Genomic DNA, 14,567 nt, shown 5'->3' with positions numbered 1-14,567 from the left:
TATTGATCTACCTATCGATAGGAACAATGTAGAGAGTGGCGGCTGCCCCGGTCGGCTATCCGCAGCAAATTTCAAGGCGATCCGCGATGCTCCGACAAATCTCCGAAGATGTCCGCGTCAATCTGAAGGACCGGCTGCGGGAAGTCCGCGAAATCATCCGCCAGAGCCGCCATGACGGCAGCGGCCATGCCAGCATCCTGCGCGAAGCAACCAGCCATCTGCCGCCGTTTCCAGGCAAGGGCATCGAAGGCCTGCTCAGCCATGCCGCGAGTGCCGTCGACGAAGCACTGTCGATCGCCGAAGCTTTCGTCCCGCATGAGCGCCCGATCAAGGTGGACGGCACCACGGTGAAGGGCCTCGGCACCTATTTCCCGGTCGGCAACGAGGATCGCCAACTGGACGCCGAGCGCCTGTTCCGGCGCGATATGTATTATCTGACCAAAGCGGTGCTTGCCGGCCTGAACATCGACAATGCCCGCATCCACGAAGCCGATTTCGCGGCCGTCCATGCCACGATGCGCAAGCGGCATGGCGATCTCCTGGCCGCATTGGCCGCGCCGGGTGCCGGACTGCAGGCAATCGCGGCCACCTGCTCGGCGCTGCTGGTCGAGTGCCTCAATCAGCGTCCCGTTCGCTTTGCCGAGACCGTGCCGGGAACGCCGGCGGGCGGCCGGGCGCTCGACATAAGCTGCCTGGCGCCGCTCGCTTTGGCCTGCGGCCTGGCGACCACCGGCAGCGACGGCGCGCCGGAGCCGGACATGCTGGAGATCGCGATCCTGGCGGCGGATATTCGCCACGATCGCATCGTTCAGGCTTGCGCCAAGGCAAACCCGATCAGTGAATTGACACCGGTCTTCGCCACCTTGCTTGCCCATCTGCCGTAGTCAGCCGGCCTGGGCTAGCCTTCGGCGGCCATGGCCATAATCGCTTTCTTGGCGCGCTGGATCGAAGCCGGGCTCATCGAGAGTTCGGTCAGCCCCATCTTCACGAAAGTCGCAATCAGATCCGGACGGCCGGCTGCCTCACCGCACATGCCGACCATGATACCGGCGGCGACGCCGGCTTTTGCCGTCATTTCGATCGCCGACATGACGGCCGGATTGGTGACGTCATTGAGCTTGGCGACGGTCGGATTGAGCCGGTCGGCGGCCATGATGTACTGGGTCAGATCGTTGGTACCGATCGAGAAGAAAGCGACCTCCTTGGCCAGCGCCGGGGCAATCAGCACGGCGGCCGGGGTTTCGATCATGACGCCGAGACCGAATGATGCGTGCGGCACGCCTTCGGCTTTCAGCTCGGCCGTGCATTCGTCAACCAGCACGCGCGTCTGCCTGACCTCCGAGATGTCGGACACCATCGGCAGCATCACCTTGATGTTGCCGTGCACGGCTGCGCGCAGCAGCGCCCGCAGTTGGCGCTTGAAGATGTCGGGCCGGTCGAGACACATGCGGATGCCGCGCCAGCCGAGGAAGGGGTTCTCCTCGTCGGGAAATTCGATGCCGGCAATCGGCTTGTCACCGCCGATGTCGAGCGTGCGCACAATGACCGGATAAGGCGCAAAAGCCTTGGCCAGCGCCGCATAGGTCTCGGCCTGCATGTCTTCCGAGGGCAGATGCATATGGCGCATGAACAAAAGCTCGGTGCGGAACAGGCCGATGCCCATGGCACCAGCCTCTTGCGCCGCTTCGATTTCCTCGAGTGAGCCGATATTGGCCGCCACCTCGATGATCCTGCCGTCCGCGAGCTTCGGCGTCACCGTCTTGAAGATGGTCAGCCCGGCGCGCTCCTTTGCCGCCGCTTCGACGCGGCCGGCGAAATCGGCACGGGTCGCCTCGTCGGGGTCGATGATCACATGGCCGGCATTGCCGTCGAGCGCGACGTCTCGCGCGGTACGCAAGGCATTGACCTGGTCGCCGAGGCCGAGCACGGCCGGAATGCCGTGCGAGCGCGCGATGATGGCGATGTGCGAGGTGGCGCCGCCATGGCCGCACACCACGCCGCCGATACGCTTCAGCGGCGCGCGTGCCAGATCCCAGGCGCCGATGTCGTCGGCGATCAGGATAGCGCCTTCGGGGATGTTTTCGAGGCTGAGATCGTCTTGGCCCAGCAACACCAGGCAAATCTGCCGCCCAACGGCGTGGACATCATCTGCCCGCGCGTTGAGATAGTGATCGTCGACGGCGCTGAATTCGGCGGCAATGGTGGAGGCGGCGGTGATGACGGCGGAAACCGCGTCGTTGCCGCCCTTGATCAGGCCCTCGGCCTCACCAGTCAGGCTGTCGTCGGCGGCGATATCGCGCAGCGCGGCGACGATGCCGCGGTCTCCAGCCGACAGGCTGTCCTGCGCCAACGCATGATCCATGCGGGCCTGGACCGCGCCGACAGCCGTGCGGAACCGGTCGATCTCGCCTTCTATCTCCTCGGCCCGCAACATCCGGCCCTGTCCAGCGATATCGGGTGGGAAATGCGCAAAGGCCGGGCCGATGGCGAAACCTTCGCTGGCGGCCACGCCACGCAAGCGGTTTGCCCCGCCAGGTGCCGCCAGCAGGGATCCCGGCGCGGGTGCCGCTTCCTGCCCGGCATCGTTGGCTGGGCTCTGTGCTTCCGCTTCATCATCGAGGCCGGCCCGCGGATTCTCGAGATAGCCGATCAGCGCCTCGAGCGCCTCGATGGCATCGGCGCCATTCGCCCGCACCGTGACTTCCTGGTTCTCCTTGACCGCCAGCAGCATCAGCTTGACCGAACTCTTGGCGCTGACCGCCTTGCCGTCCTTGATCAGTTCGACGTCGGATTCGAAGCCCTTGGCGAGCTTCACGAACCGCGTCGCGGGACGGGCGTGCAAGCCTTCATGCACTCTGACGATGGTCGAGCGTTCCATGGCAAATACTCTGGTTTTGGGCGCCGCTCCCAACATAGGCCGCGGCGCGAATGCTGTCAGGCGGCGATGGTGATGATCGCGCCGGTCTTCAGGGCGGCCACGAGCGCTTGCGGGTCGACTTGCGACGCACAGATCTCGCCCGGCCTCTCGGCCTCGGTAGCGCCGTTGAACGAAATGACGACATGACCCATTTCCAGCACCTTGCTCCACGCGCTGGAGCCGACCGCTGTGATCACAGCGGCAACCGGGCCGAGGGTGATCGAAGCGCCCTTGGCGGGCGCTCCGTCAATGGGTCCCTGCTCCGCCTTGTGGAGCACCGAAACCTCGGCAAGCTCCGGCGGCGAGCCATCCGCAAACAGGATGACCACGCCCCCTTCGGCAAGGTCCGCCACTTCGGGGCCGATGGCAGTGACCCGTGTTCTCAAAAGAACCGTCATATGGCGAACCTCATTTTTTCAACTTTCCCTAGAGCGGTGAACCGCTCTATCTCTTTGTTTTGACGCAATTTCCAAGGGAAAGCATTGAGCGCTTTTCCCGGAATTGCCTTAGAACACGATCAGGCTGACGACCCAGGCGATCAGCACCGAGACCGGACCCATGATCTGGCGGCTGATGAGCACCGCCGGAACGCCGATTTCGATCGTCTTAGGCTTGGCCTCGCCGAGCGCCAGGCCGACGGGGACGAAGTCGCAGCCCACCTGGGTATTGTAGGCAAACAGCGCCGGCAGTGCCATTGCCGGCGAAATCGTGCCGTTGGCGATCTGCGGGCCGATGATGGCAACGCCGATGACCTGCGCGATGACAGCGCCTGGCCCGAGGATGGGCGACAGGAACGGCAGGCCGCAGATCGCCGAGATGATCAGCAGGCCGACGATGTTGTTGGCCAACGGACCCATCGGCTGCGCCAGCACATCGCCGATCCCGGTATACAGGATCAGACCGATGAGCATGGTCACGAAGGCCATGAACGGCAGCACGTTGCGGATGACCTGGTCGATGGTGCGGCGGCCGGCATTGAAGAAGATGCCGACGATACGTCCCATGACGCGGCCGATCGTGCTGATGAGGCCGATCAGCCCACCTTCGCTCGGCAGCGGCTGTGGTGCCGCGGTCGCATTGTTGCTTGAACTCATCGCTGCTGCTCCCCCTGCAGTCGTGATCGTTTCGGATCCGTCCGCCATTGTGATGTTGGCCGGCTTCACGCCCGAAACGTAGATGTCCTCGGTGATGAACTGGGCCAGCGGCCCGGATTGACCGACCGGCGTCAGATTGACGGTCGGGATACGTTTGCGCGGATAGACGCCGCATCGTGCGGTGCCGCCGCAATCGACGACGACAACCGCCATCTCGCTTTCGATCGGCGGTGCCCTGAAGCCGTCGACGGCCTCGGCGCCGGTCATGTCGGCGATGAGCTGCGCCACCGGGTGAATGCCACCACCGGTGACGGAAACCACCTTGCTGCGCTGTTCGGTCGGCTCGATGATGAGCGGGCCACCCCAGCCGGTTTTGCCCTGGGAGATCTTTACGGCTTTATATGTCTTGGCCATGATGTCCTCCCCGCCCTTACAGCTCGACGCCCTGGCGGCGTGCCATGATCGCGGTGATGCGTTCGGTCAGCATGCCCTTGAGCAGGATGACGACGAGGCCGACGATGGCGTACCAGATCGCCACCTTGACGTGGTAGCCGGCGACGACGACGCCCTTCTTTTCCAGCTCCAGCAGCGCGACGAGAATGCCGCCCCAGACGAAATACTCGCCGGGATTGATGTGCGGGAACAGGCCGAGCGGCGGGTGCACATAGGACACGGCCGCGTCATAGAAGGCTGGCTTGTGCTTTTCTTCCAGGAACGATCCGAACGTATAGGCCATCGGATTGGTGAGGAAGAACACCGCCAGCAGCGGCAAAAGCGTGTAGCGCGTCAGCGCGATCCGGCCGGCGCCGCGCGCCAGGCCATGCACGCGCTCTTCACCGACCAGTTCGGTGACGGCATAGAAGGCCGTCATCAGCACCACCAGCGTCGGAATGATGCCGGTGACGAAGCCGGCGAAGACCTCGCCGCCCTTCTGGAAGATGCCGATGAAATACTTGCCGATGGCGGTCAGCCAGCCGAGCTGCTCTTCCTGCTGGACGTCCTTCAGCTTTTCCTTGAACTGATCGACGGTAATCGGTCCGCTGTCCGCTTGTGCGAGGACAACGAGATGGTCGGAGGCATGCTCGACAGCGAGCTTGCCATGCAATGCGGCATCCGAAACCATGGCACCTGCGACATGCAGATTGTGCACGGCCATGTCGGCATGCTGCGCCAACAACGAAAATACAGACATTTCTCCTCCTTATGCCACCCGCCGGTTGATCCCAGTCGGTGCGCGGCGTCCTCTATCCCTTTGATTTAGAGCCCGAAATCATCCGGCTCTAAGCCCTTGCTACGTTCAAACCGGACAGGCCCGGCTTCTTCCCCGGCTCCGACCGTGTCTTGTCGATCTGCTCGATCGCCCGTTTCACGGCCTCGGCCACACCGGGTTCCCCCTCCCCCATGATTGCAGGGTTGGACCGGAGTCGATCGAGGGGAACACCCTCGAATTCTTCATGTCTCTTGAACTTGGTGAAGACGGAACGGCCGCTCATCACCATCAGGCGGCGCACGACCAAATCGGGCGTCACCACCACGAGCGCGATGGTGCCCTTGGCCAACCGGCCGCGAAAATTGCCGGCTCCGACGAAGCCGTCCTTGTATTGGTCGGTGACGCCCCTGAAGACATCCGAATAGTGCCGCATCTGCAGCCAGACGCCGAGCGACTGCAGCGCCCACACGATAACCAGCAGAAGCAGTCCCCACTGCCAAATCGCCATTCGGTTCTCCTCCCGAAGCCTCAGTTGAATCGCACCTTGGACTGGCGCGTGACAACAGCAAAGTGAGAACATTTGTTTCCGAGAATGTCAATATGTATGATATTGGCCTCTGAAGCGGTCCTCCACAGGGCCGCTGACAGATTTCGGCGGCGGCGCGCTTGTGCTAGGCTGACCGGGAAACAGGATACGAGGAAACATGAACCTGCCCTTCAGGGACGAACTGGCCTTGATGCCCGATCTTCGCCATCGGCTGCGGCAGTTGCGCTGGTTCCGCGCCACCTTTCGCGGCAGCGCCAAGGTGGTCTCGGACACGTTCGGCGTGCGCTTCGAGATCGACGAGGCCAAGCTCACCAGGGCCTTTCTCGACTGGGTCGAGATCATGGAGGCGCAGAAGCGCTTCGCCGCGATCGACCGCGCCGACTTCATCGTCTTTGCCGCCGGCCTCGTGCTGCGTGAGCTGATAAAACAGGCGCCGGCCAGGGAAATCTCCGGCCTCACGCAGCTGATCGAGACGGAAACGAACGCCGGCACGCTGGAAATCGTCCGCTTCTGGCCGGAGGGTTTCCTCTACACCAACTACTGCGTCTCGGTGATTTCGGCGATCCACGAGCAGGAATTCGGCACGGCACCCGGCATCGACAAATGCGCCGACGATTTGCGCACCTGGTGGTCCTATCGCGAGAATGTGACCGAGATGCCGGCCTATGCGGTGGCTTTCCTCGACCGCTTTCTCGGCGCCGAACCGAACTGGATCACCCCGGATCGCGCGCAGTCCCGGCAAGCCATGCAGCGGGCGCTCGGGTCTTCCCGTGCGAGCGATGCGTTGCGCCAGCTTTGAGCCCGCTCTTCGCGTCCCCAAAACCGCACGTGCTATTGAACATTTGACTTTTTGCCGATAGCGATGTGCGAAAATTGACTCGAGAGGGAAACGCGTGGCGCGACCAAGGCCTATTATTTTCGATTGCGACGGCGTTCTTGTCGACAGCGAGCCTCTGGCCGCCCGCGCCTATGAGCGCGTCTACGAAAAGCACGGCATGCCCGGCGTCAACACCAGCATCATCGCCCAATGCATCGGCATGAAGCAGTCCGATATCATCGCCAGGATCAAAGATTTGACCGGCCACCAGTTTCCGGCGGCGGCGGACGGCGACATCTGGGCCGAGACCAAGGTGCTGTTCTCGCAGGAATTGAAGCCGACACCGGGAATCACTGCCTTTCTGGAGGCGCTTGCAGGCGACCGCTGTGTCGCCTCGTCCTCCTCCGTCGAGCGCATAAACCACAGCCTTGCGGTGACCGGGCTGGCGCGTTTCTTCGGCGATGCGATCTACAGTTCCTCGATGGTCAAGAACGGCAAGCCCGCGCCGGACATCTTCCTCTTCGCGGCGGACAAGATCGGCGCCAATCCCGGTGACTGCATCGTCATCGAGGACTCGCCCTTCGGCATCCAGGGCGCGATCGCCGCCGGCATGACGGCGATCGGCTACACCGGTGGCGGCCATACCTATGCCGAGCACGCCGCGCGGCTGACGGCTGCCGGTGCCGATTTCGTCTGCGCCGACTGGCAAGAAGTTAGCCGGCAATTGGCTAGATTTGGTGTGCCGGCCTAGTTTAGACGATACTTTGTGAATCCACGGCTGGCCCATTCGCCAGGCGGCACGAGTGAGCCCACACGGAAGTTGAAGGACAGGACCCTCGTCGCATCGGCGTCGACTTCGCATCGGAAATTTAGGTTGTACCAAGCGTTTCTGGTGCTGAAGGCGGCCTGCGGAGGATTGAGAACATTGCCTTTGTCCAGCGTAATGGTTGGCACCCATTTGACCGTATAGTCGGCACTTTGCAGTTCCCGGCTCAGAACGTTGCCGCAAAGGGTGGCCACCCGCTGACCGCGCGGCACATTCTCCATAGAGCTTGTAGCGAACGCATTGCCGGTTGCCCCTTGCGAGTAAAGCTTTCTGACGCCCGGAAGGCCGGAATAGATTGGTGATCCTGCAACGTCGTCGTTGGTGGGATTTGACCTTCCAGCATTCCCGATCGGCGCTTTGAAAGCTCTTGCGGGTTTGAACGTCATTGTCTTGGCAGGTTTGGACTTTGCCTTTCCAGTCGAAGCTGGAGGCGCCGGCTTGTCACCGGTCTCAGCCGTCAATGGCTTTGGCGTCACGACGGCTTGCTTTTCGTCAGGTTGCGGTGCGAGTTCTTGTTTGTCCGGCTGCTGTTTGTCGGTGTCCTCGGTCGCCTGCTTTTCCTCGCCTTGCGCGGGCTTTTCGTCCGGCGCAACGGTGGCCGGCTTCTCGTCAGGCTTGCTGGGGTCTGCCTTCTGCTGTGGCGTTGCAGCCGGGGCGGGCTCCGTCGGCGCGGGTGTCGGCGCGACAGGCGGCTTTGCAGCCTCATCCTTGGCCGGCGACGGCGTGTTGGGTTTAGCGCTGCTTCCGTCGAGCGATTTCTCCGGCCCGGTATCTTTCTGGCCGTACTGGAAAACGCGCTTCAGAACCTGGTCGTCTGGCGGTTTCGGCGGCGGCGGCTTTTGTTCAGGCGGCTTTTCAGCCTTCTTTTCAGGTGTCGGTTCCGGCGGCTTTGGAGCAGGTTTCGGCTTGGGCTTCTCGGGCGGCGGCACGATCGCGACATTGACGGGCTGTTCCTGCTGAACCGGCTGCTGCTCGGGTCTCGGCAGGCCATAGATCAGAAACGCTGCGATGAGCGCATGCAGGATCAGCGATGCGGGCAAAGCCCACAGCAAATGCCGCCGCCGTTCTCCTGTTTCGCCCTTCATCCGCACCGATGTGGAATGAAATAGCGGCGGCTTCAAGCATAGGTAGTGGATTGGCTTGATTTAACCGCTGACAGGTTGGTGATCGGATGACGACGCGCAGACCTCAGGTCAGCCAGTTTGCCGCTGGCGCGGGATCCCGTCCAGAAACCGTTCGTCCAGCCGCGTCTCGCCAAGCCAGTTCAGCCGGTTGATGCTGATGAAGCCGGCATCGATCGCGTCGTTCTCGTCGCCCGACTGGCTGTCGTGAGCCCGCCCGCGCGGCACGGTGATGACCGTGCGGTCGCCGTCGCTCTCCACGATCTCGGCCTTGCGGGCGATCTTGTCGCGACCGATGCGCGGCTGGCGGATTTCGGCCGGCAGCGAGGTCGGCAGGTTGATGCTCAGCCAATGACCCTCAGCGGCCCAGTCGGCGCGCGATTGCCATAGGGACACGATCAGCGCGCCAAGCCATTGGTCGTCGCCATCGGTGAAATCAGGATTTTTCACGCGTGAGAAGCCAATGGCCGGAACGCCCCAGAAAGTCGCCTCCCGCGCAATGCCGAGCGTGCCGGAATAGGCAAGGTCCTCGGCAACGTTGCGGCCATCGTTGACGCCCGACAGCACAAGGCCCGGTTTCTCGGAATTGGCGAACAACCAGGTCATGGCGCTTACCACGCAATCGGCCGGGGTGCCGGAACAGGCGTACCAGTTCGGTTTGACGCGCCGCATGGTCAACGGCCTGGCAATCGTCAATGACGAGCCGGCGGCGGTGCGCTTGCCGTCGGGCGCGACCACCCAGACATCGTCGCACAACGCGCTTGCCGCATTGACCAGACGGGCAAGCCCCGGCGCTTCGATGCCGTCGTCGTTGCAGATCAGAATTCTCATCGTTTTCTTGCCTCCGACACCACTATGCGCTGGCCGGTGCGGCATTGCGTGCGCAGCGAGGGGATGTGGGTTTGCAGGTCGCCGAGAAGGTCCGGCGTGCAGGAATGGCCGAGTGCCGCGGGACGGCCGGCCTTCTCCCAGATATCGACATTGCCCGACAGCGTCGGATGGGTCGGCATGCGTACCCAGTCCGCCCGGCCGGCCTTGTGCAACAGATCGCCCGGCGAACCTGACGGCAGATGCCCGGTAAGCAGCACCGGAAAACCGGAATGGTCGGCACGCGGCAAGAGGCGCGACGATGGGCCGGCTTCACCCATGCCGTCATCCGCCAGCAGCGGCATGGACGGCAGGGGATCGGCATCGGTCCAGTCGGCTGCGTCTTGCAGGCGGCGGCGCAGCAACGTTGAAACGCCCGGCAACAGGGCTGCCGTGGCGCCGATCTGCGCTTCCAGGGACGAGCGCATGCCGGCATGGATGGCGAACGGCCCTGGCAAGGCCGCGATCAGCTCGAGCGAGCGACCAGAGAGCGGCGTCGGCAAAAGACACCCGTCCGAATGCCTCGCAACCCATTGCGAGATTTCGAGCGCCCGCGCCGCCCCCGGCACCGGATCGGCGCCATAGGAAGCATCAAGGACAAGCAGGTCGCAGTGCGGGATGGTGTCCATGACGAAGACATTGCTGTCCGGCACCACATCGGCGGAATAGGCGACGCGGCTCTCGCCATCGTCGACGGCAAACCACACGCCGCCCACGACATGTCCGGAGCGTCCCGTCCGGATCGTAAGATTGCCGCTGTTCAACGTGTCGCCGGGTTCGAACAATTCGATGCGATCTTCGGGAAAAGGAAACCGCCTGAAATCCTCGGGCTCAGCATAGCCGGCGAGCGTGGCAGGCGCCTCGTCTCGGGTCTCGGCGGTCATGAAGATCGGACCGGCATAACCGCGCGACAGCAGCCAGCTCAGCGCGCCGACATGATCCTCATGCGCATGCGAGACGAACAGCGCATCGATGTCGGCGACCGAGCCGTTCAGCGCCGGATAGTAGTCCGCCCCCGAGGCGCCGACCTTGATGCCGACGTCGAGCAGGATGCGATCCTTGCCGCTGCTGACAGCAAGGCTGGTGCGGCCCTTTTCGCCAAAGCCGCCGAGCAGGTCGAGCATCATCACGATGCCGCCCCCGCCGCCGGGATCAGCCAGCCGGAGCGTATCCGCAGACGCGCCTTCGCTCCGCTCTCCAGCGCGACCGGATCGGGCTGTTCGAAATGCAAGGTGAGGTCCGGATTGGTCGAAGGCGTGAATTCGATGCGCGCCGAGCCGCCCTGATAGATCACCCGCTTGACCAGACCATCGAAGCCGGGACCATCCGGCGACACGTCGAGATCGGCCGACCGGCAGCAGACCTTCGCCCCGGTTCGCGGCCGCTCGCCTGGCCGGCAGCGGACAATCAATTCAGCGCCGAGAACGCGGACCTTGCAGTGCCCTCTTTCTTCCGCGCTCAACACATCCGCAGGCAGCAAAATGCCCTGCGAAATGAAGGAAGCCACCATTTCATTTGCCGGCTCATGATAGAGTTCGCGTGGCGTCGCCAGCTGGGCAAGACGCCCGCCATCCATCACCGCGATCCGATCGGCCAGCGCCATCGCCTCGGCCTGGTCATGGGTGATGTAGACGATCGTCGTGCCCGTGCGCTTGTGGAAGGACGCGAACTCGTCCTCCATCGAAGCCCTCAGATGCACGTCGAGATTGGCCAGCGGCTCGTCGAACAGAACCAACGAGGGCGCGGCGACAAGGCAGCGCGCCAATGCCACGCGCTGGCGTTGGCCGCCGGACAGATTGGCCGGCCGACGCTCGCCCAGCCCTTGCAGATTGACCAGGGCGAGTGCGTCTTCAACCTTCCGGCGCGCGACGGCCTTGTCGAGCTTCGCCACCTTCAGCGAATAGCCGATGTTTTCGGCGACCGTCATGTGCGGCCACAGCGCGTAGTTCTGGAAGACGATGCCGACGCGCCGCTTTTCCGGCGCGACGCTGCCGCCCTTGCCCGACACGACCTCGCTGCCGATACGGATCTCGCCTGACGTCACCTTCTCGAATCCGGCAACGAGCCGCAGCAGCGTGGTCTTGCCGCAGCCGGACGGCCCGAGCACTGCCAGGAACTCGCCGTCGCCGACATCGATCGATACGTCCTTGACGGCATCGAAATTGGCGAAGCTCTTGGTCACATTGTCCAGGCTCAATCGCGCCATGGCAGCACTCCGGTCGGAAGGTAGGGGGCAAGCAGATTGGTCACCAGCATCAACAGGAAAGTGACCGCCACAGTGATGACGGACATCGCCGCCGCATAGTTGGAATCGCCGCCCTGCTCGAAGGAAAACATCACGACACCGATCGTCTCCGACCCGGACGACCACAGCAGCGCCGAGACGGTGAGTTCGCTGAGCGCCGTCATGAAGATCAGTAGCCCGCCGGCGATCGCCGCCGGTGCCACCAGCGGAAAGATGATCGTGCGCATGCGCGTGAACAGCCCGGCGCCGGCCACTTGCGCCGCCTCCTCCAGCGCCCGGTCGATCTGGTGATAGCCGCTGATGGTTGGCCGCAGCGCCAGCACCAGGAAGCGGGCGAGATAGGCGTAGAGGATGATCCAGACGGTGTTGTAGAGCTGGATGCCGGTCAGCGGGATCGGCCGCAGGAACATGAGCAGCGAGGCGATCGCCAGCACCACGCCGGGCAAGGCATAGGGCAGTTCGACCGACAGATTGAGCAGCCGCACCCAGCGCTGCTTGCCCCAGGCGATCAGATAGCCGATCGGCACGGCGACCAGAACCGCGAAGAAGGCGGCCGCGATCGACAGCCAGAAGCTGTTGAAGAAAGCCCTACTGGCGGCATCATGCTCGAACAGCACGAAGCGATAATTGTCGAGCGTCGCCGTCTTGGCGGTGAGCGCAATGCCGTAGCCCGGCACCAGCGATGTCAGAACCAGCCCGAACAGCGGCAGGACCAGCACCACGATGATCAGCAGCCACATGCCGGCGTGCACGGCGGGCCGCCAGCGGCCGAGCTCATAGGGCTCGGCCGGAAGCGACGTGGAGCTGATGCGATAGTCGCGGCGGCGGCTCATGATCTCCTGGGTAAGGATGCCCGCCATGGCGATAATGCCGATCAGCACCGATAGGAATGCGGTTTCGCCGAGCACGGCGGGGCCGCCGCCGGCCAGCTTCTGATAGATCAGCGTCGGCAGCACGAGATAGTTGGCGGGAATGCCGAGAAAGGCCGGAATGCCGAAATTGCCGACGCATGAGACGAAGGCAAGAGCAGCGGCCGCCATGATCGACGGCGTCATCAAGGGCAGCACGATGGTGACCAGCACGGTGAACCAGCCGGCGCCGCCCGCCCGCGCGGCTTCGACCAGCTCGCGCGGCAGCTTGCGCAGCCCGGCGCGCACCAACAGGAAAACCAGCGGGCCATACTGCACGCCGAGCAGCAGGATGATGCCCGATGTCGAATAGAGCGGGTTCCTGGTACCGAGCGGCGGTGCCGCCCCGAACAGCTTGAGGAACGGGCTTGCCGGGCCGAACAATTGCAGCCAGGCCAGCGCCGTCACCTGCGGCGCGATCATCAAGGGCATGACGTAACAGAGCACCATGGCGCTGCGAGCGCGGATATCGGTCAGGGTGACGAGGACGGCCACCAGCGTTCCAGACAGCACCGCAAGCAGGGTGCCGCCGATACCGACGACCAGTGTGTGCCAGGTGGCGATCCAGGTCGCCGGACTGGCGAGCCCCGCCTTTATCGCGACGGTCGACAGCGTGCCGCCGGGCGCCACGATCTCCTTGATCAGGCGCAGCATCGGCAGCAGGGAAAGCAGGATGATGACGATGGCTACCGCCGCCGTCAGGACCATTTCCTGGCCCCGGCTTTCCCTGATCCGTGTTGACATGATTGCGTTTCCTGGGGTCGATCAGCCGATGCGATCGGGGTTTTGCCCGTCAGGGATACCGCTGGGACGGCACCCCTGACTGGATTGCCGGCTCAGCCGCCGAACAGTTCCGAGAACTTCGCCTTGTCGGCGTCGGTTTTGGCGACGATTGCCTTGGTGTCGAACGGCATCACCTTGACCTTGACGCCTTCCGGCAGCCATTCGGGGCGGCCGACCGAGGCGCGCGCCGGCAGATAGCCCATCGAAAGCGCAAGCTTCTGGCCGTCATCGGAAAGAATGAAGTCGACGAACTTCTTGGCGCCGTCGACATTCCTGGCGGTCTTCATGATGGCGACCGGTTCGGTCACTGCCGGCACACCTTCCGAGGGGAACACGAACTCGACCGGGGAACCCTTCTTCTTGGCGTTCATCGCCATGAAGTCGACCAGGATGCCATAGGGCTTTTCGCCCGATGCCACCGACTTCAGCACCGCACCATTGCCGCGCACGCTGACGGTGTTGTTGGTCTTCAGCTTCTGGAAGAAATCCCAGCCATAATTGGCGTCGCCGACGAAGCCCGAAAGCAGGTAGGCGGCGGCACCCGAATAGAGCGGGCTCGGCATGACCAGGCCATCGGCATAGGCGGGCTTGGCAAGATCGGCCCAATGCTGCGGCTTCTCGGTCGCAGCGGTGTTGTAAACGATGCCGGTGGTGATCAGCTTGCTGCCGAAATAGGTCTTGTCGGCGTCATAGGCATCCGCTTCGATGCCATCGAGCTTTGCCTCGGGATAGGGCAGTAGCCGGTCGTCCTTCTTCAACAGCTCCATCGAGACCGCATCGGCGATCAGAAGCACGTCGGGCTGCGGGCTGCCGGCGGCAAACTCGGCCGCCATCTTGGTCAGGATGTCGCTCGTTCCGGAGCGATAGATATTCACATCGATACCCGGCTGCGCCTTCTTGAAGGCATCCACGGTCTTGGCCGCGTCGGCTTCCGGCTGGGACGTGTAGAGCGTCAGTGTTTCGGCGTTTGCCACGCCGGCAAACAAAGTTGCTGCGAGCGCCAGCTGGCTGGCCAGCAGCTTGATGAAGTGCGTCTTCAATGAGACCTCCTGTCTTTCTGTGCATGACCGGTCCGGCTCTGGCCGGCTCCCCGTCTCTTCCTCCCTGCACGGCGCATATGACTGGTGGATGACACAGCGCGTGAAACCCACAAAATATGTTCATATGTACGATGTCAATTACAAATGAACAGAAATGTGCGACAATCGACACGCCGCAGATCCGGCATCAGT

The 14,567-nt window shown here is 63.3% G+C and carries 14 protein-coding genes; 3 read left to right on the top strand and 11 right to left on the bottom strand.

Annotation, left to right across the window (positions count from 1 at the left end; genetic code table 11):
- Nucleotides 1-86 precede the first annotated feature (86 nt).
- Nucleotides 87-884 (top strand): hypothetical protein, encoded by a 798-nt coding sequence (locus tag P3C39_RS23115; RefSeq protein ID WP_275954304.1) that lies wholly within the window; start codon nt 87-89, stop codon nt 882-884.
- A 14-nt stretch (nt 885-898) separates the two neighbouring features.
- On the opposite strand, the gene ptsP is transcribed toward P3C39_RS23115, so the two are convergent.
- The 5 genes from ptsP to P3C39_RS23090 form a co-directional block, all read right to left on the bottom strand.
- Nucleotides 899-2,878 carry a phosphoenolpyruvate--protein phosphotransferase gene (gene ptsP / locus P3C39_RS23110; RefSeq protein WP_275954305.1) on the bottom strand — a complete coding sequence of 660 codons (1,980 nt, stop codon included), beginning with the start codon at nt 2,876-2,878 and terminating at the stop codon, nt 899-901.
- A gap of 56 nt (nt 2,879-2,934) precedes the next feature.
- Nucleotides 2,935-3,315, bottom strand: a complete 381-nt coding sequence (locus P3C39_RS23105) for a PTS glucitol/sorbitol transporter subunit IIA (RefSeq protein ID WP_275954306.1) — start codon at nt 3,313-3,315, stop codon at nt 2,935-2,937.
- A gap of 108 nt (nt 3,316-3,423) precedes the next feature.
- Nucleotides 3,424-4,425, bottom strand: a complete 1,002-nt coding sequence (locus P3C39_RS23100; RefSeq protein ID WP_024503717.1) for a PTS glucitol/sorbitol transporter subunit IIB — start codon at nt 4,423-4,425, stop codon at nt 3,424-3,426.
- 16 nt (nt 4,426-4,441) lie between these two features.
- Nucleotides 4,442-5,203, bottom strand: coding sequence for a PTS glucitol/sorbitol transporter subunit IIC (locus P3C39_RS23095; protein ID WP_013529328.1), 762 nt, complete (start codon nt 5,201-5,203; stop codon nt 4,442-4,444).
- 88 nt (nt 5,204-5,291) lie between these two features.
- The gene (locus tag P3C39_RS23090; protein WP_013529327.1) at nt 5,292-5,729 is read right to left on the bottom strand and encodes a transcriptional regulator GutM; all 438 of its coding nucleotides are present in this window, start codon (nt 5,727-5,729) and stop codon (nt 5,292-5,294) included.
- A gap of 196 nt (nt 5,730-5,925) precedes the next feature.
- Between P3C39_RS23090 and P3C39_RS23085 the strand changes: the two genes are divergently transcribed.
- Both P3C39_RS23085 and P3C39_RS23080 read left to right on the top strand, forming a co-directional pair.
- Nucleotides 5,926-6,567, top strand: a complete 642-nt coding sequence (locus P3C39_RS23085; protein WP_275954307.1) for a hypothetical protein — start codon at nt 5,926-5,928, stop codon at nt 6,565-6,567.
- A 94-nt stretch (nt 6,568-6,661) separates the two neighbouring features.
- The gene (locus P3C39_RS23080) at nt 6,662-7,336 is read left to right on the top strand and encodes an HAD family phosphatase (RefSeq protein WP_275954308.1); all 675 of its coding nucleotides are present in this window, start codon (nt 6,662-6,664) and stop codon (nt 7,334-7,336) included.
- On the opposite strand, the gene P3C39_RS23075 is transcribed toward P3C39_RS23080, so the two are convergent.
- The 6 genes from P3C39_RS23075 to P3C39_RS23050 form a co-directional block, all read right to left on the bottom strand.
- Nucleotides 7,333-8,496 (bottom strand): DUF930 domain-containing protein, encoded by a 1,164-nt coding sequence (locus P3C39_RS23075; RefSeq protein ID WP_275954309.1) that lies wholly within the window; start codon nt 8,494-8,496, stop codon nt 7,333-7,335. The genes P3C39_RS23080 and P3C39_RS23075 overlap by 4 nt on opposite strands.
- A gap of 108 nt (nt 8,497-8,604) precedes the next feature.
- Nucleotides 8,605-9,363 carry a 5'/3'-nucleotidase SurE gene (locus P3C39_RS23070; RefSeq protein WP_275954310.1) on the bottom strand — a complete coding sequence of 253 codons (759 nt, stop codon included), beginning with the start codon at nt 9,361-9,363 and terminating at the stop codon, nt 8,605-8,607.
- Complete coding sequence (locus P3C39_RS23065; RefSeq protein WP_275954421.1) at nt 9,360-10,526, bottom strand: MBL fold metallo-hydrolase; 1,167 nt, start codon at nt 10,524-10,526, stop codon at nt 9,360-9,362. The genes P3C39_RS23070 and P3C39_RS23065 overlap by 4 nt, the downstream gene beginning before the upstream one ends.
- Complete coding sequence (locus P3C39_RS23060) at nt 10,526-11,605, bottom strand: ABC transporter ATP-binding protein (RefSeq protein ID WP_275954311.1); 1,080 nt, start codon at nt 11,603-11,605, stop codon at nt 10,526-10,528. The genes P3C39_RS23065 and P3C39_RS23060 overlap by 1 nt, the downstream gene beginning before the upstream one ends.
- Nucleotides 11,593-13,296: an iron ABC transporter permease gene (locus P3C39_RS23055; protein WP_275954312.1), complete on the bottom strand. Its 1,704-nt coding sequence runs from the start codon at nt 13,294-13,296 to the stop codon at nt 11,593-11,595. The genes P3C39_RS23060 and P3C39_RS23055 overlap by 13 nt, the downstream gene beginning before the upstream one ends.
- 92 nt (nt 13,297-13,388) lie before the next feature.
- A complete protein-coding gene (locus P3C39_RS23050; RefSeq protein ID WP_024503709.1) occupies nt 13,389-14,375 on the bottom strand; it encodes an ABC transporter substrate-binding protein in 987 nt (328 codons plus the stop codon).
- Nucleotides 14,376-14,567: the final 192 nt, after the last annotated feature.

This window comes from Mesorhizobium sp. XAP4 (assembly GCF_029269325.1).
In the GTDB taxonomy this organism is placed as follows: domain Bacteria; phylum Pseudomonadota; class Alphaproteobacteria; order Rhizobiales; family Rhizobiaceae; genus Mesorhizobium; species Mesorhizobium ciceri.
The sequence above is the reverse complement of the archived record's forward strand: the minus strand, read 5'-3'. Positions and strand labels throughout refer to the sequence as shown.